Source organism: Jeongeupia sp. HS-3, assembly GCF_015140455.1.
Classification (GTDB): Bacteria; Pseudomonadota; Gammaproteobacteria; order Burkholderiales; family Chitinibacteraceae; genus Jeongeupia.
On the sequence record NZ_AP024094.1, the window covers coordinates 305,908 to 329,882 of the forward strand.

Annotated in this window: 16 protein-coding genes and 1 pseudogene; 10 read left to right on the forward strand and 7 right to left on the reverse strand. The window is 60.6% G+C overall.

The features are described from left to right. Positions 1–59: 59 nt before the first annotated feature. The 4 genes and pseudogenes from JLC71_RS01545 to JLC71_RS16370 all read right to left on the reverse strand — a co-directional run. Entirely contained in the window at positions 60–782 is a 723-nt protein-coding gene (locus JLC71_RS01545; RefSeq protein WP_200916932.1) for a phage protease, read from the reverse strand. A 118-nt stretch (positions 783–900) separates the two neighbouring features. Beyond that, a complete protein-coding gene (locus JLC71_RS01550) occupies positions 901–1,233 on the reverse strand; it encodes a hypothetical protein (RefSeq protein WP_200916933.1) in 333 nt (110 codons plus the stop codon). A 239-nt stretch (positions 1,234–1,472) separates the two neighbouring features. Continuing rightward, positions 1,473–2,258: a hypothetical protein gene (locus JLC71_RS01555; RefSeq protein WP_200916934.1), complete on the reverse strand. Its 786-nt coding sequence runs from the start codon at positions 2,256–2,258 to the stop codon at positions 1,473–1,475. 107 nt (positions 2,259–2,365) lie between these two features. Beyond that, positions 2,366–2,574 (reverse strand): annotated as a pseudogene (locus JLC71_RS16370) (IS3 family transposase); the annotation flags it as partial. 358 nt (positions 2,575–2,932) lie between these two features. Between JLC71_RS16370 and JLC71_RS01560 the strand changes: the two are divergent. Genes JLC71_RS01560 through JLC71_RS01570 form a run of 3 tightly spaced genes read left to right on the forward strand, consistent with a single transcriptional unit; the run spans position 2,933 to position 7,352 of the window. After that, a complete protein-coding gene (locus JLC71_RS01560; RefSeq protein ID WP_200916935.1) occupies positions 2,933–4,660 on the forward strand; it encodes a type I secretion system permease/ATPase in 1,728 nt (575 codons plus the stop codon). A gap of 4 nt (positions 4,661–4,664) precedes the next feature. Further along, the gene (locus JLC71_RS01565; RefSeq protein WP_200916936.1) at positions 4,665–6,008 is read left to right on the forward strand and encodes an HlyD family type I secretion periplasmic adaptor subunit; all 1,344 of its coding nucleotides are present in this window, start codon (positions 4,665–4,667) and stop codon (positions 6,006–6,008) included. Beyond that, positions 6,009–7,352, forward strand: a complete 1,344-nt coding sequence (locus JLC71_RS01570; protein WP_200916937.1) for a TolC family outer membrane protein — start codon at positions 6,009–6,011, stop codon at positions 7,350–7,352. It abuts the gene before it with no gap. A gap of 6 nt (positions 7,353–7,358) precedes the next feature. On the opposite strand, the gene JLC71_RS01575 is transcribed toward JLC71_RS01570, so the two are convergent. From JLC71_RS01575 to JLC71_RS01585, 3 genes are all read right to left on the reverse strand, one after another. Then, positions 7,359–7,976, reverse strand: a complete 618-nt coding sequence (locus JLC71_RS01575) for an SCO family protein (protein WP_200916938.1) — start codon at positions 7,974–7,976, stop codon at positions 7,359–7,361. Positions 7,977–8,000: 24 nt separating this feature from the next. Continuing rightward, entirely contained in the window at positions 8,001–9,539 is a 1,539-nt protein-coding gene (locus JLC71_RS01580; RefSeq protein ID WP_200916939.1) for a multicopper oxidase family protein, read from the reverse strand. Between the two features lie 342 nt (positions 9,540–9,881). Beyond that, the gene (locus tag JLC71_RS01585; protein ID WP_200916940.1) at positions 9,882–15,938 is read right to left on the reverse strand and encodes a peroxidase family protein; all 6,057 of its coding nucleotides are present in this window, start codon (positions 15,936–15,938) and stop codon (positions 9,882–9,884) included. A 931-nt stretch (positions 15,939–16,869) separates the two neighbouring features. On the opposite strand from JLC71_RS01585, the gene dbpA reads away from it, so the two are divergent. The 7 genes from dbpA to JLC71_RS01620 all read left to right on the forward strand — a co-directional run bounded on the left by dbpA (position 16,870) and on the right by JLC71_RS01620 (position 23,903). Further along, positions 16,870–18,255 carry an ATP-dependent RNA helicase DbpA gene (gene dbpA / locus JLC71_RS01590; RefSeq protein WP_200916941.1) on the forward strand — a complete coding sequence of 462 codons (1,386 nt, stop codon included), beginning with the start codon at positions 16,870–16,872 and terminating at the stop codon, positions 18,253–18,255. A gap of 141 nt (positions 18,256–18,396) precedes the next feature. Next, on the forward strand, positions 18,397–19,497 hold the full coding sequence (aroC, locus tag JLC71_RS01595) for a chorismate synthase (RefSeq protein ID WP_200916942.1): 1,101 nt from the start codon (positions 18,397–18,399) through the stop codon (positions 19,495–19,497). Positions 19,498–19,523: 26 nt separating this feature from the next. Continuing rightward, complete coding sequence (locus JLC71_RS01600) at positions 19,524–20,162, forward strand: DUF4136 domain-containing protein (protein ID WP_200916943.1); 639 nt, start codon at positions 19,524–19,526, stop codon at positions 20,160–20,162. A 12-nt stretch (positions 20,163–20,174) separates the two neighbouring features. Next, positions 20,175–21,011 (forward strand): presqualene diphosphate synthase HpnD, encoded by an 837-nt coding sequence (gene hpnD / locus JLC71_RS01605; protein ID WP_200916944.1) that lies wholly within the window; start codon positions 20,175–20,177, stop codon positions 21,009–21,011. Between the two features lie 234 nt (positions 21,012–21,245). Beyond that, positions 21,246–22,559, forward strand: coding sequence for a hydroxysqualene dehydroxylase HpnE (hpnE, locus tag JLC71_RS01610; protein WP_200916945.1), 1,314 nt, complete (start codon positions 21,246–21,248; stop codon positions 22,557–22,559). Then, positions 22,556–23,308 carry an SDR family NAD(P)-dependent oxidoreductase gene (locus JLC71_RS01615; protein ID WP_200916946.1) on the forward strand — a complete coding sequence of 251 codons (753 nt, stop codon included), beginning with the start codon at positions 22,556–22,558 and terminating at the stop codon, positions 23,306–23,308. Before hpnE ends, JLC71_RS01615 begins: the two co-directional genes overlap by 4 nt. 265 nt (positions 23,309–23,573) lie before the next feature. After that, positions 23,574–23,903, forward strand: a complete 330-nt coding sequence (locus JLC71_RS01620; RefSeq protein WP_236250940.1) for a tetratricopeptide repeat protein — start codon at positions 23,574–23,576, stop codon at positions 23,901–23,903. Positions 23,904–23,975 lie beyond the last annotated feature (72 nt).

Below are 23,975 nucleotides of genomic sequence, written 5' to 3' on the forward strand. Positions count from 1 at the left end.
CGGCACCGGACGGCGCAGCGGCAGCGGCGAATGCTTCGGACAGCTTCACTGCGGCGGCGTCAAGCTCGGCGCAAACGCGCGCACACCGCGTCGTCGTCGGCCGCGAGCTTGATTGCTTCCTCGGCCGCTTTCAGGATCGCCGCGACGGCGGCTTCGGATAGGCCTTTGGCCTGCAGGTCTTGCTGCAGTTTCTTCGGGTGCGTGTTCATGGTCGTTTGAGTCTCGGATAGAAGTGTTCTTGCCGGTTCGGGGTGGATCAGGACGGGGGTCGGGTCGCCGTCGGAATCGCAGGACAGCGTGATGGGGGCGAGGCGCTTGATGACCGGGCGCACGGTCAGGCCCGCGCCGAGCAACACAGGACCGTGGGACTGACCCCGTTTGTTGTCCTGGTAGTTCTCGTGGTATTCGGCAGAGAGGTATTGGTAACCGCGTTGCTTTACGGCTTCGATGCCGAAGGGCGTCCATTCGACTTGCGCCCGCAGCCGGTCACCTTCCACGCGTAGCGCCAGAATCTTGGCGGCGGAGCCGTCGGCAGGCTTGTGGGCGACATCGAGGAAGATGTCGGTGCCAACGGTGCCGGCTTCGAAGTTCTTCACCATCGACAGCAACATGTCGCGGGTGATGTCGAAGCGGCCGTAACGGGGATCGGTGAAGCTGCCAGTGCGGGTGACGGTCACCCAACTGGTGGTTTTGTCGTCACCGGGAAGGCTGGCAATGCCGGCAAGGAGTCGCACTCGCCGGCTGTGGCCGTGGGAAAGTCGGATGTGTCGCGCTTGGGTCATCTCTGCCACCGTTGGAAACCCCAGCGGCCGGGAGGAGACCACTGGGAGCCGGTTGCCCAGCTGGTAGCAGATTACGAGGTGGTGTTACGCGGAATAAGGGGGGGATTGTGTGCGGGTTTCAGAGGTACTGCAATGTAGAGCTAATGTGGATTTTTATACCTCGCTCAATTGCAGCCAGGCGACTTTCAAAGTCTTTTATCCGTACGCCGCTATTTCGGTGCTGTGATAATTCAGAGTTTATCGCCGTATATTCTTTGAATGATTTTTGCAGTTTTTTGTCTTCATTGAAGTGAATTGATGATGACATTTCTAGGCTAAGCTCAGCAAATAGTGCCATTGGTTTTGCATTGGTTTCCAGATTGTATTTCTGGATTAATTCCATCGCTTTTTCGTTTTGCTCTTGGCCCATATTTTCATGCAATAACCTGATGCAGACATCAAGTTCAACCAACGCACGGCCGGCGGCTACCGAGGAACGGATGATCCTGCTTCCTTCGTCAGTGGTTCGCGCATGCTCTGCTTGTTTTTTCCAGCGATCGATTGCCCGTCAGGCAAAAACGGCAGTTGCACAGGTTGCTATGAACGACAATATTTCCAATAGATCACGAAACGTCGCGATCCAGAATGTATCCACTAAGTAATTAACGAATCTGGTCATGTTTTTTGTGCGAGTTATTTCACGGTGGATGCTCAGTCTAATACGGCCGCAACAAAATTCAACGTGTTTGGATGAGCTGGCCATGGGCAACTTGTGCGGTCAGGATACACGCCAGGCCCGAAACCGTATAAATCCGCACTGGCATGCGTGTCGCACACATCCCGCACCCGATGGTTCGGTGACAGCGTGAATTTCACGCCAATTATTCCATCCGTCTGAAACGCCGCGCCCATGTATGCCTCGCCGTGGGCGCGGTTGATCTCCGTCCTGAAAACCCGCTCGGCCTGATACACGATGCCCCGGCCATTCACTGGATCCGGTGCGCCAGTCATGAACTCGCGGATCGATGTCGACAGCGATGTCGCGCGACCGGCGTCTGCCGCGGCCAGTACGGACCTATCGACGGTTTCGCCACGGGCCCGTGCACGCATCGCAGCTTGGTGCGCGCTCTCGCCGTTGATGATGGCGAACTGGATGTGATCGGTCAGCGTCTCTACTGCGCCACGCTGGATGCGCCAGAGCCGCTCGGACAGCTGCAGCCCATCGCCGGCGGTGAAGTGGTGCATGAACGCCACGGCCTGGTGATTGATGCCAAAGAGCTGGGAGGGCGGTAGCAGTTGGCCGAAGGGTGCAGTACCGATGCTCACAGATTGCTCGATGCTGTGGTACAGGGTGCTGTCGCGGCGCCGCTGCAGGTGTTCCAGTTCTTTGCGCACGTCGCCCAGCAGCTGCTGCAGCTGCGCCAATGTGGGCCGGTCACCGGCACCGGCCGCTTGGCGGATACGGGATTCGATGGCATCGCCGGCGTCGTCGTACATCACGATCAGCTCGTCGACCGCCTGGTCGGTGTGAGTGTTGCGCTGGCGTACCGCTTCGAGCGTCGCCTTCCGGATCAGTGCGCCGCGTTCGCTGTTGGTTGGGCGTGCCGCAACTCATTCATGAAGCGGTACTTCACTCGGATTCCCTGGCAAAGTACCGCGGCTTTTTTAAGATGTCGCGCTCTTCTTTGGTACGCCTCAACTGAGCCCGCAGGCGAAGGGTTTCGCTCTTGGCCTCGACTAGATCGGCCGACCGTTTCTCGCTGTCATCCGGCACAACTGCGCTGCCACACTTGTAAAGGCTGTGGCTGGAAACGTCGGGTGCTCATGGACTTCCTCCGATGCACAAATCATGGGGCCGGAACGCTTACGGTCGTAAGGATAGTCCAATGTAATTAATCATTCGGAACTGGGCATCGAGGCCGCTTTCCCCGGCAATTTGTGGAGAACCGAATTTCTTAGGAGATTACTGTATTTCGTGAGTGCCGGATTGTCAGAGCAAGCCTGAACTTCTCCGGGGGGATCGTCGCACCGAGGCTCCCCGGGCGCATTCATCATCATTGCTTTTCTGTTACTAAAATACTATACATCCATTTCATCTTGAGTAAGATTTTGCATGGGCTTTTAACCTATTAGAGTCTGGCCTTTTATTTGACTTGTGCAAGGTGGGCGACATGAATTCGAGAGTAGAGCTGCACGGCGAGTTGGGTGGTGTTCTACGTGAATTCAAACGCACCTTTTGGGTATTGGCCGCTTTCAGTGCGACGATCAATGTGCTGATGCTGACCCCTTCTGTATATATGTTGCAGGTCTATGATCGCGTTTTGGTGAGCAGAAACGTGTCAACGCTATTGATGCTGAGCGTGATGGTGTGTGGCCTGTATATGTTGATGTCATTTATGGAGTTGGCCCGCTCGATTATTCTGATCAGAGTTGGCAATCAACTGGATATGGCGCTGAATCAACGCATATTCAATGCCGCGTTCGAGCGTAGTCTGCGGAGGGCGGGAGGAAATCCGGCACAGGCGCTGCAGGATCTTACGCAGGTTCGTCAATTTCTGACCGGAAATGGCTTGTTTGCATTTTTCGATGCGCCCTGGACCCCCATTTACTTATTGGCGACGTTTCTGATTCATCCCATTTTGGGGCTGATGACGCTGGCAGGTTCGATCATTCTATTCGGGCTTACTTGGTTGACCGAATATGCGACCAGCGGGCCGCTGGCTGAAGCGAACAAGGCTGCGATCGCTTCGGGCGCCTATGCCAACAACAATCTGCGTAATGCCGAAGTGATCGAGGCGATGGGCATGCTGCCGATTATCCGCGAGCGCTGGTTTGAAGGGCACCGGCGCATTCTTGAGCAGCAAACGCTGGCTTCGGATTCTGCGGCCCGGATTAGCGGGGTGACGCGCTTTGTGCGCATTGCGCTGCAATCATTGAGTCTTGGGGTTGGTGCCCTGCTGGCGATCGAAAACAAGATTAGCCCTGGCATGATGATCGCCTGTTCGATCCTGATTGGCCGGGCGCTCGGGCCTGTTGAACTGGCTATCGGTAGTTGGCGCCAATGGCTGGGCTGTCGTGCCGCTTGGGGACGGCTTGATATCTTGTTGCGCGAATTCCCCCCGCAATTGCCGCGTATGCCTTTGCCGAAACCGAAGGGCGCGATCTGTCTGGAGGCGGTCAGTGTTGCTGCGCCGGGAGGGGGGCAGGCTGTGCTTCGCGGCATTTCGTTTTCCCTGCCTGTGGGTGAAATGCTCGGTGTCATCGGGCCTTCCGGGGCTGGGAAGTCAACACTGGCACGGTTATTGGTCGGCGTGCTGACAGCGCAGCAGGGCAAGGTTCGTCTTGACGGTGTCGATGTCGCGCAATGGCCTCGCGAGGAGTTGGGCGCGTGGATTGGGTATCTTCCGCAGGATGTTGAATTGTTCGAAGGAACCGTTGCCGAGAACATTGCCAGATTCAACCCAGTGGATAGCGACGCTGTGATCGCCGCGGCCACCATGGCCGGGGTGCACGAGCTGATCCTCCGGCTGCCATTGGGGTATGAAACGCTGTTGAACGCCGATGGGTCTCCATTGTCCGGCGGCCAGAAACAGCGCATTGGTCTCGCCCGAGCAATATATGGCGAATCATCGCTGATCGTGCTTGATGAACCCAATGCCAATCTTGACGACGCAGGCGAGGGCGCATTGTTGCAGGCCTTAAAAGCGCTCAAGCATGCACGGCGAACGGTGGTACTCATCTCGCATCGACCGGCCGTGCTGGGTGTGGTCGATCAGGTGCTGGTGCTGGCGGATGGGGGAATCAAAATGTTCGGCCCTCGCGACGAGGTATTTAATGCATTGCGTCAGGCGAATGTCATCGCTGCGGCTGGATCGGCCGTAGCCCTGGTCAGGGAGTAATGTGATGACCAAACTCCGCGATTTCTTTCCGAAATCACGTCCCCGCGCAGACGGCGGCATTGATGTCGATGCGCGGCGACCGATGCGTCATGTGCTGTGGGTGATGCTCATTGCCTTGGGCGGTTTTTTCCTTTGGGCTGCCTTTGCGCCGCTTGATGCCGGTGTGGTGTCGAATGCGACAGTGAAGGTGGTGAATGACCGCAAAAAAATCCAGCATGAACGGGGCGGGATTGTTGAGGCCATTTGGGTGCGTGAAGGACAAGCGGTTCAGAAGGGGCAAGTGCTGATCCGATTGAATGCCACGCGTGCGATTGCCGAGCAGGGGGCATTAAGCACCGAATATATCGTGGCCTCTACGGTTGAGGATCGCCTTGAGGCGGAGCGGGACAGGCGCGAAGAAATTCGTTTTTCTCCCGCCTTGCTGGATCGTTTTGGAAATGATGCCCACCTGAAGGATGCGATGGAATTGCAGCGGCGGTTGTTTGCCACACGCCGTATTGCCTTGAGTGGCGAAATCAATATCTTGAAAGAAAGCCTGCGGGCGGCGCAGGAGCAGCTTGGCGGATTCGAGCGCGTCAAGGCAACGCGTGAGGCGCAACTGAGGTTTATTGGCGAGGAGCTGGTTGGTGTGCGGAGTTTGGCCGATGAGGGCTATGTACCGCGCAATCGTCTTCTTGAACTGGAGCGTAATGCCGCGCAACTCAATGGCGCTCTGGCCGAAGATATCGGCAATACCGGCAAGGTTCGGAACCAGATTTCCGAAATCAAGCTGCGGATTTTGCAGCGGGAGCAGGATCATCAAAAAGAACTGCAGTTGCAATTGACCGACGCACAAAGGGATGCGGCGATGCTGATGGATCGGTTGCGCGCAATTGATTACGAAGTCGCCAATGCGCAGGTGTATTCGCCTATCAATGGCATTGTTCTTGGCCTGAATGTGTCGACCCTGGGCGGGGTGATCCAGCCCGGTGCGCATCTTATGGATATCGTTCCCGAGCACGAGCCTCTGCAAGTTGATGCCATGATACCGGTGCATGCAATCGACAAGATGAAGGCGGGTTTGGCGGTGGATATCTCATTCCCGGCCTTTAACCATTCCAGTACGCCGAGTATTCCAGGCAAGGTTTTGACGGTATCGGCGGATAGCCTGATCGATGAATCCAGCAAGCTGCCGTATTACCTGGCCCAGATTGTTGTGACGGCCGAAGGAATGAAAATGCTCGGGGTCAATCAGATTCGCGCCGGGATGCCCGCAACGGTGACGATCAAGACAGGAGAACGCAGTCTGTTGAGCTATTTGCTCAAGCCCTTGCTCGAGCGCCTTGATGGCGCGTTCAAGGAGCAATGAATGCGCGCCGCCAAGCTGATTCTGGCCATGGTATGTACGGTGCCGCTTGCGCAGGCGATGGATCTGAAAGAGGCCTGGCAGCAACTGAAATCACAGGGGCCCGTCTATCAGGCTGCGATGTACGAGCGCGAAGCGGGGGTACTCAATCGCCAGCTGGGACTGGCTGGATTGCTGCCGCAGATCAGTGTAACCGCCTACAAAAACCGTGTTGATGGCCACAGTGATCAGCCCGATGTGCTAGGACGAACGCGGGAAAACAAGCTGGATTACGATGCCCAGGGGGCGGTTGCCCAGCTGCGGCAACCGTTGTTCAACTGGCAAAAATACGCCGAGTACCGCCAGGGCGAACAGCGCGCGCAATACAGCGAGGCGGTGTTCGATGCCCGTGCACAGGATTTGGCCATTCGGCTGGCTAACCGCTATTTCGATGTGCTCTTGGCAAGGGAAAGCGTCAGTCTGGCCGAAGCCAAGGCCCGTGCGTTCGAGGTGCAGCGCAGCGCGGCGATGCGGCGACATGCACTTGGCGATGGTACGGTGACCGATGTCGACGAGGCGACGGCCCGCCGCGACTTGGCACAGGCCGAGTACATTGAGGCGCAGGATAAATTGCTGATCGCGCGGCGCCTGCTGCAGGAAATGCTTGGTGAGAGTCTGACGTCGGTCGCTTCGCTGAATCCTGACCGTTTTGAGACACCGCAGATCGAGCCCCGTACCTTGCCGGACTGGATGGCGTTGGCTGAAACCGAAAATCCGTGGATACGTGCCCGTCGGCGTGCGCTTGCCGTCGCGGATGAGGAGGTCAGCCGCAGTACGGGTGGCCATTTGCCGACACTGGATCTGGTTCTCAGTTACAACGCCGGGGATAGCGAAACCATTTCAACGCTGGATCAGCGCAACCGCTATGGACTGATTGGGGTGCAACTGAGCATCCCGGTCTTCTCGGGCGGTGCGATCAGCGCGCAGGTTCGGCAAGCACAGGCGAATCGTGCCAAGACACAGGCCGAGCTTCATGCCGCACGGGAGGAGGTCATTTCGGATACCACGCGCGAATTTCGCGGTGTGCAAAGCGGTGAAGCGCGTATCCGGGCGCTGGAAACCGCCATCATTTCATCCGAACGCGCACTGCACTCGACGCGCAAAGGATTCATGGCGGGAACCAGTACCAATGTCGATATCCTCAACGCCGAGGAGAAAGTATTCGTTGCCCGGCGTGATCTCGTTGACGCCAAGCTGCGTTATCTGATGGCGCGGCTACGCTTGGCCGCAGCCGCTGGTGCGCTTGGCGACGATGATCTGGGATGGGCGAACGGCTACCTGACCGGAACGTTGGCGCTGGGGCCTTGATCACGTTCAGATCCGGTAAATACGGTTGGGGTGGGTGATGGTCGGGTCGACATGATCAATGGTGTGCAGGATCTGCTCGGGTGCTGCCAGGCCAGGAATCATGGTCCAGCGCGAGGTGGCATCGTTGCCAATGCGGAGCATGCCGGTATGGCTGGACACAATGCGGTCGATCTGCGGATCGGGGTCGAAAAAGCCCAACCGGTAACGCAGCTTGCGTAGTTCATCCGGGGAGCCGGTCAGCAGCAACCAGCCTGGCCCCAGCCGATTGCTTTGGGCATAGGCACGCAGCGTATCCGGGGTGTCAAGTTCGGGCTGCAGGGTGATCGAATACAGGAAGACGCTGCTGCCGACGCGCTCGCCGAGCTGGCGATGGACTTGGCGAAGATTGAACGTGGTCGCCGGACAGATGCCGCCGCACGATGCGTAGATCATGTTGATGACGACAAGTTTCCCGCGGATCAGATCATCGTAGAAGCGCACCGCACGCCCATCGTGGGTCTGGAGTGGCGTATTGGGAAACGGCGTCGCAACGTTTTTGCCTTGCGAGCGGCCGAGCCAGCCGCCCGCCATGAAGGCCAGTGCGCCGAGACTGGCACCGGCAGTGAGCATTCTACGCGTCAGCATAATGGTTCATCCTTACGTTAGACCTTAGTCCTCGATATCCCAACGCAGCATCATGGCGTGGTCCTCGTGGATCAGGTTGTGGCAGTGCATCACGTACTTGCCGGTGAAATCACGAAAGCGCAGGAAAATCCGGATCGTCATGTTCGGTTCGAGTACGAACACATCCTTGCGGCCGCGTTCATGCGGTGGGATGGGAATCTCGACGCCTTCGATGCTCTTCTTGAGAATTCGCCCCTCTTCGAAATGGATGTGAATCGGATGTGCCCAGCCACCGCTGTCGTTAACCAGCTCCCAGATCTCGGCGCTACCCCGTTTGATCTTGATGCGTGGTGCACGCAGGTCTACCACCTTGTCGTTGATGACCCACATGCCGTTCTTGCGTTCGAACTCCCAGCGCCTGACTTTGGCGCTGGCGATTTCGGCGGCGCTGATCGGGGGCAACTGCCGTAGCGTTGACGGGATGACGCTTGCATCCGGCTGCGATGGGTAGCGGTCGACGATGAGCTTAAGAACCCGCACGCCCGGTGCGCGTACATCTTTGGCCTTACGGGTTTCCTCCTGCCGCAGCCGGTTGACGATATAAAGCTCGGTACCGATGGGGTAGGCGGAAAAGTCGATCACGATATCGGCCCGCTCGGCGACGCCAAGACGTACCTTGGTCTGATGCCAGAGCGGTTCGGGCAGCAGGTTGCCGTCGTTGGCAAGGTAGGTGAATGTCTGGGCGACATCGTTGCGGTTGACGAGGTAGAACTCATAGAAACGGCTGGGGCCACTGTTGAGCAAGCGGAAGCGGTATTTGCGCGCGGCGACGCGCAGAACCGGTTCGATTTTGCCGTTGACGACGACCTTGTCACCCAGAATGCCGTCCGGGTTGAGCTGGTCATAAAGCAGCTTGCCCTGCTGGTCGAAGCGCCGATCCATGAAATTGAGCGGGTAGTCGTAGGGGCCGCTGGGCAGGCGCAGTGCCCGGGGATTGGGGTCGCGCTCGTTGCCGGAGTCGAGCTCGTCATACAGCAGGTAGAAGCCGGAAAGGCCGCGATAGACGTTGGGACCGGTGAAATCGAGCGTGTGGTCGTGATAGAACAAGGTACCCAGCGCCTCGCGCACGTCGCCATATCCGTTCTGAAACTGGTCATAGCCGGCGAGGATGTTCGGATAGAAGTGATCCTTGAAGCTCCCGGGGCTGGTCAGGCCGGGGCCGGCCTTGCTGGCGCTGAAGTAGTCGCCGGGAAAACCGTCGCTTTCCGACGCGCAGTGCAGATTATGCAAATGGGTGGAAATTTCCGGCGAGCCAAAGCCGACGTGGTTGCGTGGCAGCTCGTTACGGAAGCGACACAAGATCGGCTTGCCATAGTGGGCTGTGATGACCGGCGAGAAGATGGCCGGATTGCTGTTGGCGCCCTCGTAAACCCAGACCGGCTGGGCGGGGAGCGACGGATTGAACACCCAGCGCGGGCGTTCAACGGCGCGAAGTTCATACAGTTCGAGCTGGGCCGCACTGAGTTCGGCCCAGCGTTGATGCGGCAGGCGTCCGGCCTCGCCGAAGGCGGTATTCGCCTGCATGGTCGGGACGGGATGGAGGGTGGAAACATGAGGAACCGGGGTGATTTCCCGCGGCAGTTCTTCTCGCCATGGCAGTGTTGCCGGGCTGGGTGGCAGCGAGGGCGACGTTGACACATCATCATCGTCACCGGCCTGTCCTTGTCGGATCAGCAGCGCCGGTGCGGCCACCGACCCCAGTTTGAGAAAGCTCCGGCGGGACAGCGCCCACCGCTCTGGGCGCGTGCCCGTGTTCTGTTTTCTGTGCCACATATCCACCCCCGATCATGAATCGGCCATCGCATTTGCGGAATGATCCTGTTCCGGCGTGGTACGGGTTGATTGCCGCACCACGCCGGGTCGGGCTTAGCCCGCTAGGATGAAGTCGCTCTGCGTGATTGCATTGGTGCCCGTGCCATTGACGCCAACCAGCACGATCGTGTCGGCGCCGATCGTGACGCGCGTGTCATTACCGAGATCTTCGATCTGCACGCGGTTGGTAAAGTCGGCGGTGCTGATCCCGAGCGAGGAGATATCGAGCAGCTCCTGGCCGCCACTGACATTGGCATCGAAGTTGTTGATCCTGTCCTGTCCAAAGCTGGGTGCCGAGAACACGAAGGTGTCGTTACCGCCGCCAAAGAGCCCGAACACGCCCGCTCCGCCGGTCATGACATCGTTACCGCCGCCGCCTTCGATGATGTCGTCGCCGTCGCCTCCGTTGATGTTGTCGGCCGCAGCACCGCCGGTGATGCGGTTGGCCCCGGCATTGCCGCTCAGCGTTGCGCCATTGCTGCCGATGTGCACCAGCGTTTCGACGTTGTTGGCGAGGGTGTAGGTGCCCAGGGTTGACATGACCGTATCAATCCCGCCGTTGGCGGTTTCGGTGATCACGTCGCCGGCGACATCGACATAGTAGGTGTCGTTGCCGGCACCGCCGATCATGGTGTCGGCACCTGCACCGCCATTGAGCACGTCGTTGCCGCTACCGCCGCTCAAGCGGTTGGCGAGCGCGTTGCCGGTGCCGGTGAAATTACCCGTGCCGGTATAGCTCAGCTGCTCGACATTGTTGCCGAGCGTGTAGCTGCTCAGTGACGTCTGAACCAGGTCATTCCCGTCGCCGGCACTGGCGCCTTCGGTCACGCTATCCGCGGCATCATCGACCACATAGCTGTCGTTGCCGGCACCGCCAGCCATGGTGTCGGCACCCGCGCCGCCGTTGAGGGTGTCGGCACCGGCTTCTCCGAGCAGCTGGTCGTTGCCGTTGCCGCCGTTGAGCGCGTCGCTGCCGGTACCACCGCTGAGCATGTCGTCGCCATCCAGCCCGTTGAGGGTGTCGTTGCCGGCCATGCCGAGGATGATGTCGGCACCGGCGGTGCCGTTGAGCGTGTTGTTTGCGCCGGTGCCGGTGATCTGGTCACCGACCACGGCCGTTGCCACCGAGGTCAGCACTTCTTGAGTGCCGCGCTGGTCGGTGTAGCGGACGACAACCCGCAGCTGCTGGCCGACCTGTGCCTGGCCTGGCGTGAACGACGCCCCGGTCGCGCCGGCAATGTCGGTGAAGCCGCCGCTGCCGCCCAGCTGCCACTGATAGCTGAAGGTGACGCCCGCCATGCCATCGGCGTCGGCAATATCGCTTGTCGATACGCTCAAGACCTGCCCTTCGGTGGGGGTGGCATCGCTCAGCGCTAGCACGCCGGTCGGCGCATCGTTGACGTTGGCCACTGCCGTGGTCGCAGCCGAGATGATCTCTTCGGCCTGGCCACGATCATCGGTGTAGCGGACGATCACGCGCAGTTGCTGGCCGACGTGCGCATCGCCGGGGGCAAAGCTGGCCGTGGTGGCACCGGGGATATCGCTGAAGCTGTCACCGTTGCCGACTTGCCACTGGAAGGCGAGGGTCGCATTGCTCATGCCGTCGGCATCGACAATGGCACTGGTATCGATCGTCAGCAGCTCGTCCTCGCTCGGCGACGGGTTGCTGATGGCCGGCAGGCCGGTGGGCAGATCGTTGATATTGCTGACCGGCGCGGTGATATCCGACGTCAGCCGCTCGGTATTGCCCTGATTGTCGATGAACGACGCCACCACCCGCAGCGCCTGGCCGACCTCGGCATCGCCGGGCTGGAAGGTCGGGCCGGTGGCGGCTTCACGCCAGCTGCCATCGGCGTTTTGTGCCTCCCAGATGAAGGTGACGTTGGCCGGGTTGATACCGTCCGGGTCGACGATGTTGCCGAGCGATGCCGTCAGTACCTGATCCTCGGCCGGTGTGGTGGCGTCGATCACCGGCTGGCCGCTGGCCGCGCGGCTCTGGTTGATCGGGGCGGTCTGTGCGGAAACGACGCGCTCGGGGGCGCCCTGACCGTCGATGAACGAGGCGATCACGCGCAGCGGCTGCCCCAGCAGCGGGATCTGCAGGTTCTGGCCACCGACCGTGGCACCCGGGGTGAAGTTGGGGCCGGAGCCTATGGTGGCCCAGACGCCTTCGTCGGTGAACACCTGCCATTCATACCGCAGCGAGCCGGCGACAATGCCGTCCGCATCGGTAACGCCGCTGAAATTTGCCGTCAGCGTTTGCCCCATGGACGGACTGGTATCGCTGAGGGTGATTTCGCCATCCGGCAGGGCATTGTCGCCGGCGACGCGCACGGTTTGATCGGCGAACTGCAGCCTTTCGATATTCTGCAAGGTGTCGACGCCGTCGAGCAGCGTGCCGCCGGTGTGCGCGACGGTCATCGTGCCATCGTCGTTCCGGGTGATGGTGTAGTTGTCCATCACTTCGGAAAACACCGCGGTATCGACCTCGCGCGCCGCGTTATCGGTACCGAGTATCTCGCGGATGATGTGCAACTGTTCCGGCTTGATCCTGCCGGCCAGGATCTCCTGCTGCAGCTCGCCCTTGAGCCAGTCATACGAGGCGATGTCCACTGCCGGATTGGCCGGGTCGCGCACGCCGATGCGTACATTCAGCCAGGCGTCGCCATCGATGAAGTCGTCGGCGCCACGGCCTTCGATCCGGTCGCTGCCGGCGCCACCGAGGAGTACATTGCCGGCGGCGTAGGCGAGGCTGTCCGGGCGCGCATCTGTCGCGGCGGGCGCCAGCCCGAGCAATTGCCGCAGCCCGGCAATCCGGTCTATGCCTTCCTGCGTGAGTACATGGGTGTCGAGCGTGAGCTCGGGAACCGTTTGCACAATCGAACGATCGTCGCCGATCAGGGTGTCGTTGTACTTCCAGCCCGACAAGCCCTCGACCTGGTCGAAACGGTTGCGCAGGATGTCGGCCTGTTCGGTGGCGAAGATCGGCACTTCAAGATCGGCAAAGGCGTCGCGCTCCATCCCTTTGTGTATGACCCAGTCGAAGCCGAACATCCCTTCGTTGCGATGGATGCCCAGCCCCTGAACCATGATGTCGTCGCCGGATTCGGCGTCGTAATCACTGTCATTGCCGCCGCCAAACAGGACGTCGTGGCCGATGACCGGGCTGTTGAAAAACAACTCGGAGTTCTCGCCTGCCAGCGTATCGAAACCATCACCGCCTTCGATCCAGTCATCGCCCTCGTTGCCGTGCATGAGGCTGGCCCCGGAGCTGCCCAAGATGAAGTCGTTGCCCTCGCCGGCAAAGATTTCCTTGCTGTCCGAGCCGCCGACGATGAAGTCGTTGCCATCGTTGCCGAACAGCAGGTCCAGGCCGTTGCCGCCGTGGATGATGTCGTTGCCTGCACCGCCCTTGATGACGTCCGCTTCGCCGACGTCGACGCCACGATCGGTCAGATAATCATCGCCGGCGCCGCCGAACAGGTGATCGACGCCGTAACCGCCCTCGATGCGATCGTTGCCGCCGTCGCCCCAGACGGTATCGTCGCCATCGCCGGAGATCAGCCGGTCATCTTCCTCGGTGCCGCCCAGAACAATGTGGCTGCCGCCGTGGTATTCCAGCACGTCCAGATCACCATCACCGTCCAGATCCTTGCGCACGACCAGCGGGCTGAGTGCTTCAAGGATGGGATCGCTGCCGGTTGGATCCGCGCCGATCTGCAGGCTTTGATCCATCTCGAGGATGTGCTCGACGGCCTGGAACAGCGAGCCGGGCAGGTGGGACGAACCCGGCCGGCCGAGGTCGGTATTGGCCATCACCAGTTCGGCGAACGAGTTGCCTTCCAGCTCGTTCAGCAGATTCATGCCCTGGGTGCGGCTGAGGTAGTAGAAGCGGTCGCCGGCCTGGAGTTTCTCCATCTGCGCTTCGAAAACGAAGGTGAAGGTCGAACCGAGCATGCCGCCGAAAGGCATTTTTTCCTCGGCCAGACCGCCGATCCACAGGTCGATGTTGTTGAGCCCGGTCTCGGTGTTGCTCCACCGGTCACCAGTACCGTTGAGGTACTCGACGCGGTCGGCCGGTGCGCCGGCCCCGCCCGTGACCAGCAGCGTTGCCGCCGCGCGCTTTGCATCCAGCGTGTCCGCACCGGTAATGCTCTCGTGGGTGCCGTAAGCGGCGATGAAGTTGATGACCGACGCCGGGTTCTTGATGTGCTGGGCAAAATCGACCCAGCTTGTGTACGGCCTGAGCTGGGTGTCGCCGGTCATTTCATAGAACTGTGCCCGGGCATGGTTCAGCGAGGGAACGCCGGTCTCGCGGGCCCGGGCGATGTTCAGTGCGGCCAGATCCAGTGGCAGGCCGACCAGATTGTTGCGCAGGGCTTCGGTGACGAATTCATCGATTTCATTGCCAACCTGCCGGGTCATGCCGCGGATGATCGCGCCGGCAGCCTCGTCGGCGCTGACGGTTCCGTTCCGGTCGAACTCGATCGGGTTGAGGAAGCCCTGAATCAGGTCGATGCTGGTGTCGTTCATCTCGCTGTCGAGGCGCGCAATCGTTTCGGTGAGCATCGAGTGGCCGAAGCGGTACACCACATGGGCGAACTCGGCAACGATGGCCGGGTTGATGTCGACGCTGTTGGTGAAGACGAAAAGGTCGACGTTGGGGGCGACGGTACGGGCGAACTCCTCGAACACGAGATGCTGATACTGCATCTCATTGGCGAAGCGTGCCGCCTGGAACAAGCGCTCGCCATCCCATTCCAGCGCGGCTATGGCGGCCGGATCGGTCGGAATCGCATCGACATCGGTACGCAGCCAGCTGTTGAGGAAAGCCAGGTCGCCCGATTGCAGAATGATCCCCTGGTTCTGCTCGACCAGCCGATTGTGCTCGGAGTGGAAAACATGATGAACCGTGGTCAGGCCGATGTTTTCGTTGCCGCGGCCGTCGCCGGTGATGAAATGGCGGTCGAGCAGCTCGTTGTCGTACTTGCCGGCGGTCGAGGTGCCATCGCCGTTGGACATCCCCGTTTCGGTGTCGTTGTCCGCATTGAGAACACGCTGGCCGTTGATCGTGGTGAACTTCGGCGCCGCCGCATGGGCGATATCGTCGAGGAACGCATGTCCGGTGCGCAGGGCCATTGCGGTCGAAACGGGCAGATCCGGATTCCCTTCGACCAGGACGATGTTGCCCTCGGCATTGACGACGAACATTTGTGCATAGCCGTTGGGGCCGCGGATGAACATGCCGTATTCATCGGTGAGCAGCTGCGGCACGTTGGTCACATCGGCGTCGGTCAGATCGATGCCAAGCAGCGTGCGACCCTGCTCCTTCACATCGGCCCAGGTGGCCAGACCGCCGTTGCTGCCGTCCAGCAGCAGACCGGTCGCAACGGGCTTGCCGTCATCGAGTGCGTATTCGCGCAAAAAAACCTGATGCGAGGCGCTTGAGGTGTAGGTCTGGTTCTGGTCGATAAAGGGCGTGGTCTGGTTGACGTGTTCGCGCACATCGTCGTCGGTGCCGAGCACACCATCCGCGCCGGGCTGGTTGGTGGCCCGTGTCAGCATCATGAAGTTGGGTGCGCCTTCGACATACAGGGGGTCGTCCGGCAACAGCGGAATCATCACTACGCCGCTGCCACCCTTGTTGACCAGATCCAGCCCATGGTCGAAGAACTGGCCGAACAGCGTCATCCAGCCATTGAACGGCGCGCTCAGCCCTTCGTCGGCGGCGACGTTTTCGATCAGCAAGCTGCCGTTGAGGTCGAAGGCCGGGTTGTCGCCGGCAGCGCCGACCGCGGCGGGATTGCTTGCGGTCTGGTCGGAAATCAGGTTGCTGATCGTACGTGGTTCGCTGTCTCTGACCACGCCGGTGGTGACAAAGTATTCGGCGCGGAATTCCGGGTCGAGCAGGCGCAGCATGATCTGATCGGCCGAGCCGTAATGGGCTTGCCCAGGCATCAGGTTGTTGTAGATACCGCTGACCGTTCGCAAGCCATGGGGAAGCATCGAATTGCCGACGAGATCTGCGAGATTGCCGCCGGCGCTATGCGCCTCGGCGATATGGATTTGCCGGAGAATGAATTCGAGATCGGCTTTATTAAGGGTGATCATTTTGTGCATCTCCATTGATATGTTTTTTTGAGGGGGAGGCCCCCTGTGCATGCGGCATCGCATCATTGATGCGGTGACATTCATGCTTTATTGGCGCGCAGCCGTACGACGCGCCTGCATTTTCGGGTTGCGAAAATGGGCGTCTTATCGGGAATTGCCGATTATTGGGTGCTGACAATACAAGAACGTCAATATGTGCTTTGGGCTGACGTTCGCTGGTTTTATTGGTGACTGTCTTGGTCAGTCGGTGGGGGAAATAACTGGTCGGTAATTGGTATTGCTACATGCTCCATATTGACTCGGCTACAGCCAAGCTAGGTTATGGGCCTGTACGTTAAAAGGCATTTTCAGAATGGTTCCGCCGTTTATCTGCGTATAACAGCATGTTTTTGTTTTTTTGTTGCGCGCTGCTGATTCGTGTGCGTGATTGCATTTCCTTGCGAAGGCTTTATCAAGGCTTTCTGGTAACTATTTAAGAATAGTAGAATTTGATTGTTTAATTATTTTTCGCTGGATGGTTTTTTTTTGTGAACGTGACTACGTCAATGCTGGAATTGCCGGCCATTCCGATTTTGTGAAATAAAAAGAAATTTGGGAGGATTATTTGAAATAAAACTGTAAGAATGTTTTGAGCTGAGGAGGCTGAGCGCTCGGCCCCGTTCATGCCTGACATCACGACATCAGCGTCGTCAGCCGATGAGCGGCTGGCACATTTGCAGCGGCAAACTGGCTTGATTCGTTGTCAGCTGCCAGGACATCCGGTCCGTGTCGTTCAGCGCGGGGTGCTCGGTGGTGTTCGGGCTTGCGTTTGCATTGATCACCAATGCGTCAAGGGGCCGCCAGATTAAATAGGCTGGTGGCCCGGCACGGCTGGTCTGGATGGGGGCCGACTGCTACACTGCGCTCCTTTCTGATACGGGGCCAAGTCATTGTGAATAAAGCACCTTTTTCGAGTTTGGCCCTGTCCGACGCCTTCCTTGCCAACCTCGATAGCCTGGGCTACCAGCACATGACGGCTATCCAGGCGCAGAGCCTGCCGGTGATCCTCGACGGTCACGACCTGATCGCGCAGGCCAAGACCGGCAGCGGCAAGACCGCGGCCTTCGGCATCGGCATGCTCAGCGCGCTGAACCCGCGCTTCTTCGGCATCCAGGCGCTGGTGCTGTGCCCGACGCGCGAACTCGCCGATCAGGTGGCCAAGGAGCTGCGCCGGCTGGCGCGGCATATCGACAACGTCAAGATCGTCACCCTGTGCGGCGGCTCGCCGATGGGGCCGCAAATCGGCTCGCTCGAGCACGGCGCACACATCGTCGTCGGGACGCCGGGACGGATTCGCGACCATCTCGGTCGCGGTACGATCGATCTGACGACCATCAGCACGCTGGTGCTCGACGAAGCCGACCGCATGGTCGACATGGGCTTTTACGAGGACATCGCCGGCATCGCCAGCGCTTGCCCGAAAAAGCGCCAGACGCTGCTGTTCTCGGCCACCTATCCGGACACGATCCGCAAGGATTGCGCGCGGCTCTTGAAGCTGCCGGTCGAGATCAAGGTTGAGTCGCAGCACGATGCCAGCAAGATCGAGCAGCGTTTTTACGAGGTCGAGCACGAAGAGCGCAACGCCACGGTCGCGGCCTTGCTGGCGCACTACCGTCCGAAGTCGGCGCTGGCGTTCTGCAATACCAAAATCCATTGCCGCGAGCTGGTCGAAGAGCTGCGCGACCAGGGGTATTCGGCGCTGGCGCTGTACGGCGATCTGGAACAGCGTGATCGCGACGAGATCCTGCTGCAGTTCGCCAACCAGAGCTGCACCGTGCTGGTGGCGACCGACGTCGCCGCGCGCGGTCTCGACATCACCACGCTCGATTACGTGATCAACGTCGACGTGTCGCGCGATACCGAAATCCACATCCACCGCATCGGCCGCACCGCGCGCGGCAAGGAGCGCGGTCTGGCGCTGAGCATCGCTTCGCCGCAAGAGAAGAAATGGGTCAAGCTGATCGAGGAATACCAGGGCGGCCCGGTGCGCTGGTTCGGCACTGATACGCTTGAGCCGACCAGCGCTGCGCCACTGTTGCCGCAAATGGTGACGCTGTGCATCGCCGGCGGCAAAAAGGACAAGCTGCGTCCCGGTGACCTGCTCGGCGCGCTGACCGGCGATGCCGGCATCAACGGCGAATGCGTCGGCAAGATCAATGTCTTCGATCACCTGACCTATGTGGCGCTCGACCGGCGCATCGCCGACAAGGCCTTCCAGCGCCTCTCAAGCGGCAACATCAAGGGTCGTACCTTCAAGATGCGCTTTATCGAGGGCTGATTTCATAGCAGCTCAGGCGCTGCATTGCGCTGCCCGGTGCGCGAAGCGCCGGGTTCTGACTGCGTGTGCCGGCATGGCTTGTAAGCCGCTCATGTTAGAATCGCCGGCTAAATCAATTCATTCGCGCTTCGGGGAGTTCTCATGTCCGGCAATTCGCTCGGTTTGTTGTTCACCGTTACCTCGTTCGGCGAATCGCACGGGCCGGGCATCGGCTGCATCGTCGATGGTTGCCCGCCGGGGCTGGCGCTCTCGCTTGATGACATCCAGCTGGAACTCGATCGCCGCAAGCCCGGCACCAGTCGCCATGTGACCCAGCGCAAGGAGCCCGACATCGTCGAGATCCTCTCCGGCGTGTTCGAGGGCAAGACCACCGGTACGCCGATCGCGCTGCTGATCCGCAACCAGGACCAGCGCAGCCAGGACTACGGCAAGATCGTCGAAACCTTCCGCCCCGGTCACGCCGATTACACCTACTGGCACAAGTACGGCATCCGCGACTATCGCGGCGGTGGCCGCAGCTCGGCGCGTGAAACCGCGGTGCGCGTCGCTGCTGGCGCGATCGCCAAAAAGTGGCTGAGCGAAAAATTCGGCATCGTCATTCGCGGCTATATGAGCCAGTTGGGCGAAATCGACGTCCCGTTCGTGAGCTGGGATGAAGTGGATCAGAATCCCTTCTTCGCGCCGAACAACGCCATCGTGCCGCAGCTTGAAGACTATATGGACGCGATCCGCAAGGAGCGCGATTCGGTCGGCGCCAAGATCACCGTCGTCGCCGAGAATGTGCCGGTCGGCTGGGGCGAGCCGGTGTACGACCGCCTCGACGCCGATATCGCCTTCAACATGATGAACATCAACGCGGTGAAGGGCGTCGAAATCGGCGCCGGTTTCGCCAGCGTCGCCCAGCGCGGCTCGGAGCATTGCGACGAACTGACGCCGCAAGGTTTTGCCACCAACCACGCCGGCGGCGTGCTCGGCGGCATTTCCAGCGGTCAGGATATTGTCGTCAATCTCGCGGTCAAACCCACGTCGAGCATCGCGCAGGAGCGTCGTTCGATTGACAAGCAGGGCAACCCGGTGATGATGGCGACCACCGGCCGCCACGATCCGTGCGTCGGCATCCGGGCGACGCCGATCGCCGAGGCCATGCTGGCGCTGACGCTGATCGATCATGCGTTGCGCCATCGCGCCCAGTGCGGCGATGTCGTCGTCGATACCCCGCGCATTCCCGGCAAGATTGCCTGATGGCGGGTTGGAAGGGAGGGCGGATGATGCGTGCGCTTTTATTGCTGTCGATGCTGGTTCTGCTGGCCGGGTGCGCAACGTCGCCGCCGACGTTCAAGTCCGAAGTCAGCATCCGCCACCAGATGGCGTCCGAAGTCGCCGGCAAGCGGTTTGCCTTCAAGCGTGACGCCAGCCAGAGTCAGAGCCTGCTGCAACGCGAAGTCGAGCACGATGTCGCCGTGGCGCTGGAGGGCCATGGTCTGCAGCTGGAAACCAGCGCGGCACGCGCCGACTGGCTGGTCGAGCTGGCTTATGGCGTCGATGACGGCAAGACCGTGACCTACAACCAGCCGGTGTGGGGAACGACCTACTACACCTATTACCGCCGGGTGTACTCCGGTAACAGCTATGTCGTGGTGCCGTACTACTATCCGAGCACCGAGGTCGTCGGCTCGCAACAGGTGTCGGAAACGGTGTTCACCCGCTATCTGGCTGTCGACATCTACGACCGCAAGGCGCTGGCCAGGAACGACTTCGCCAAGCTCTACGAGGGCGAGGCGAAGAATCACAGTCGCAGCGACAAGTTCGACAATGCGCTGCCTTACCTGACCCAATCGCTGTTCCAGTCCTTCCCGGGTCTGACCGGTACCCGCACGATTCAACTGGCGCTGCCGCCGCAACCCTGATCCCCATCGACGATGACGCCAGACCAATACTGCGAAGACAAGGCCGCCCAGAGCGGTTCGAGCTTTTACTACAGCTTCCGATTCCTGCCGCTGGAAAAGCGCCGCGCGATTACCGCGCTGTACGCGTTCTGTCGCGAAGTCGACGACGTCGTCGATGAAACGCACGACGAAAACGTCGCGCGCACCACCTTGGCGTGGTGGCGTGGCGAAATCGACCAGATGTACGCTGGCAACCCGCAACATCCGGTGACCCGCGCGCTGCTGCCGGTGCTGAAGACCTTCAATCTGAGCCGTGAGCATTTCCTCGAAATCATCGATGGCATGGAAATGGATCTCGATGAGGCGCGCTACAACAGCTTCAAGGATCTGCAGCTGTACTGTTATCGCGTTGCCTCGGTGGTCGGGCTGATGGCGGCCGAGATTTTCGGCTACACCGATCGTAAGACGCTCAAGTATGCGCACGATCTGGGCATTGCCTTTCAGCTTACCAATATCATCCGCGACGTCGGCGAGGATGCGCGCCGTGGCCGGCTGTACCTGCCGGTGGACGAGCTGCAGCGCTACAACGTGCCGGCCGCCGATATCTTCAATTTCCGCCAGACCGCCGAGTTCAAGTCGCTGATGGCGTTCCAGATCGACCGCGCCGAGCAGTTCTACCGGCAGGCGTTCGAGCAACTGCCCAAGGCCGACCGCAAGGCCCAGCGGCCCGGCCTGCTGATGGCGGCGATCTACCGTGCCACGCTGGAAGAAATCCGCCGCGATGGCGCCGACAAGGTGCTGAACCAGCGGTTGAGCCTGACGCCGATCCGCAAGCTGTGGCTGGCGTGGCGAACCTGGTGGTTTGGCTGAAATCAGGCGGCTGCGCCTGCGCATCTCGCTTCCGTCCGATGCTCGAAATCCTCATGGACATTGAGTCCACTCCGGTTTCTGCGCTTCGGGCGAAACCGACCTGCTTTGGCTCGCTCGCCTGATTCGGTCTATTCCAAGCCTGAAAACCGAAGCGCCTGCTTCGCGTTGAATGTGTCGGTGCCTGAATATCTGCGCATCACCGATTCTGGCCGCCGAGACTGAATGGACGTCCTTTTGCAACGATCCCTGAATACTTCTACCCATATCGCCGTCCTCGGCGGCGGTTACGCCGGCATGGCCGCAGCGGTCGAGCTGGCCGATGCCGGTGCGCGTGTCACGGTGTTCGAAGCCGGGCCGGTGCTTGGCGGCCGGGCGCGGCGGGTGAGTATCGATGGGCGCGAGATCGATAACGGTCAGCACCTGCTGATCGGCGCGTATTCCGAGTTGCTAGGGCTGATGCGTCGCGTCGGCGTCGATCCGGACTTCGCTTTCGTGCGCACGCCGCTTGATCTGGCCGTCGAGCCCGGTTTCCGGCTGCGGGCACCGAAGCTGCCGGCGCCGCTGCATTTGGCCGTGGCGCTGCTTGCTGCCCGTGGCCTGAGCTGGCGCGAACGCTGGGCGCTGATCCGGGCGATGCGCAGCGCCGAAACATCGCGCTGGCGCTTGGTTGACGATCTGCCGGTGGCCGACTGGCTCGCCGCGCAAGGCCAGCCCGTGCGGCTGGTCGAGGCATTCTGGCGACCGCTGACGGTGGCTGCGCTGAATACCCCGCTGGAAACCGCGTCGACCCAGGTGCTCTTCAATGTACTGCGCGACAGCCTCGCCGGCAGCCGCTCGGCGTCCGATCTACTGTTCCCGCGCATCGATTTTTCCGCGCTGTTTCCCGATGCGGCGGCACGCCATGTCGCTGCGTCAGGCGGCGAGGTGCGCCTGAATGCGGCGGTGAAATTGCTCGTCCGGGATGGTGATGGCTGGCTGGTTAATGGCGAGCATTTCGACGGCGTGGTCTGTGCCTTGCCGCCGCACCGTGCCGGCATGGCGCTGGGTAGCGTCGATGCATGTGCGCCACTGGTTGCGCAACTTGCCGCGTGGGATTACCAGCCCATTGTGACGGTCTATTTGCAGTACCCGGCTTCAGTGACGCTGCCGCAGCCGATGGTCGGTCTCGCCGCCGGGGTCAGCCAGTGGATTTTCGATCGCGGCCAGACGCACGATCAGCCAGGGCTGATCGCCGTGGTGCTGTCGGCGCGTGGCGCACACTCCGACTTGAGCCAAGCGCAATTGATATCCGCCGTCGTGGCCGAACTCGATACGGTCTTTGCTTGGGGCGAGCCCGGCTGGCGCCGCGTCATCGCCGAAAAGCGCGCGACCTTTGCCGCGACGCCGGGCTTGTGGCGACCGGCCAATACCACAGCCGAGCCGAGCTTGTGGCTGGCCGGCGATTACACCGCCGGCGATTATCCGGCGACGCTGGAGGGTGCAATCCGCAGCGGCCAAACGGCGTCCCGTGGGATAATCGCCGCATTCTTAGCAGGAACAATACTATGAGCGACTGGAAAAATTATCAGCCTACCGCCGATGCCTTCGTCGGCCGGGTCATTCTCGTCACCGGTGCCGGCCAGGGGCTGGGCGCCGCCGCGGCACTGGCGCTGGCGCGGCAGGGCGCAACGGTGATCTTGCTGGGCCGCAGCGAAAAGAAACTCACCCGCATTTACGACGACATCCGCGCTGCAGGCTGCCCGGAGCCGGCGGCGGTGCCGATGGATCTGGCCAAGATCGGCGAATCCGAGATCGCGCAGCTCGGTGTGCTGATCAACAGGGAGTTCGGCCGGCTCGACGGCATTCTGCATGCGGCCAACGGCTTTACTTTCCTCTCGCCGCTGGCGAACCAGAAGCTCGACGAGTGGGTCGAGCAATTCCGCGTCAACGTGGCCGCGCCATTCGCGATCACCCGCGCTCTGATGCCGCTGTTGACCAAGTCGCCGGATGCCGCGGTGCTGGTGATCGGCGAAGAGCACGCGCTCGACGCCAAGGCGTACTGGGGCGGCTATAGCGTGTCCAAAATCGGCCAGCAAAACTGGGTCAAGATCGCTGCCGACGAGTGGGATGCCTATCCGCAGCTGAGAATCAACTGGTTGATCCCGGGGGCAATCCACTCGCCGTTCCGCACCAAGTCGCATCCGGGTGAATCCCCGGATACACTGCCGGAGCTGGAAGCCCTTGTTCCGTCACTGCTTTATTGGCTCGGGCCGGCAAGCCACGGCCAGAGTGGACAGTCGCTGAGCTTTAAAAATTAAATTTTTGATTGTAAAAATGTACTATGAACTTATTGCGAAAATGAGACACTTACACGTGTGACTCGGGCGCAAGCCCGGAGCAGATTGGTCTGAGCGAGTCCAGTTTGCTTGAGCGTCTCATCTCTCCCTGTAGCAAGTTCCACCCCGCCGCGTGCGGGGTGTTTTTTTGCCTGTTGATTGGGGCGCCGCCCGCTCGGTGATAGCCTGCGGGTGTTGAATACCCGGGCCGACTGCGTGCGATGCAAGCCCGGAATCTGGAGGTGATGTGGACAAGGACGCTTTGCTCAAGATGGCGGACACCGGGCGCGATAGCGCCTTGCTGCGGCTGTCGATCGGCACGATTTATCTGAACGAGGGTGAGGCCGGGCCGGCGGTGCTGCATTTGCGCAAGGCGGTCGAGCTTGATCCGGATTATTCGGCTGCCTGGAAGCTGCTGGGCAAGGCGCTGCTGCTTGGCAATCAGCCCGAGGCCGCCGAGCAAGCATGGCGCGACGGCTTGGTCGTGGCCGAGCGTCGTGGCGATATGCAGTCGGTGCGTGAAATGACCGTGTTTCTGAAGCGGATCGACAAGTCTCGCCAGCGCGGCGACGGCTGATTCTTTGGTGTTTTGATCGGCCGACCGAACGTAAGCCCCGGCGGCGCGCCTGAGCCGTTGCCGGTACAATTG

Excerpts from the sequence above, each read along its gene's own strand:
- JLC71_RS01545 (WP_200916932.1), bottom strand. The coding sequence starts at position 782 with ATGACCCAAGCGCGACACATCCGACTTTCCCACGGCCACAGCCGGCGA.
- hpnD (WP_200916944.1), top strand. The coding sequence starts at position 20,175 with ATGACGCCAGACCAATACTGCGAAGACAAGGCCGCCCAGAGCGGTTCG.
- JLC71_RS01615 (WP_200916946.1), top strand. The coding sequence starts at position 22,556 with ATGAGCGACTGGAAAAATTATCAGCCTACCGCCGATGCCTTCGTCGGC.
- JLC71_RS01585 (WP_200916940.1), bottom strand. The coding sequence starts at position 15,938 with ATGATCACCCTTAATAAAGCCGATCTCGAATTCATTCTCCGGCAAATC.
- JLC71_RS01560 (WP_200916935.1), top strand. The coding sequence starts at position 2,933 with ATGAATTCGAGAGTAGAGCTGCACGGCGAGTTGGGTGGTGTTCTACGT.
- JLC71_RS01555 (WP_200916934.1), bottom strand. The coding sequence starts at position 2,258 with ATGTACGACGACGCCGGCGATGCCATCGAATCCCGTATCCGCCAAGCG.
- aroC (WP_200916942.1), top strand. The coding sequence starts at position 18,397 with ATGTCCGGCAATTCGCTCGGTTTGTTGTTCACCGTTACCTCGTTCGGC.
- JLC71_RS01600 (WP_200916943.1), top strand. The coding sequence starts at position 19,524 with ATGCGTGCGCTTTTATTGCTGTCGATGCTGGTTCTGCTGGCCGGGTGC.
- JLC71_RS01580 (WP_200916939.1), bottom strand. The coding sequence starts at position 9,539 with ATGCAGGCGAATACCGCCTTCGGCGAGGCCGGACGCCTGCCGCATCAA.
- JLC71_RS01575 (WP_200916938.1), bottom strand. The coding sequence starts at position 7,976 with ATGCTGACGCGTAGAATGCTCACTGCCGGTGCCAGTCTCGGCGCACTG.
- JLC71_RS01565 (WP_200916936.1), top strand. The coding sequence starts at position 4,665 with ATGACCAAACTCCGCGATTTCTTTCCGAAATCACGTCCCCGCGCAGAC.
- JLC71_RS01570 (WP_200916937.1), top strand. The coding sequence starts at position 6,009 with ATGCGCGCCGCCAAGCTGATTCTGGCCATGGTATGTACGGTGCCGCTT.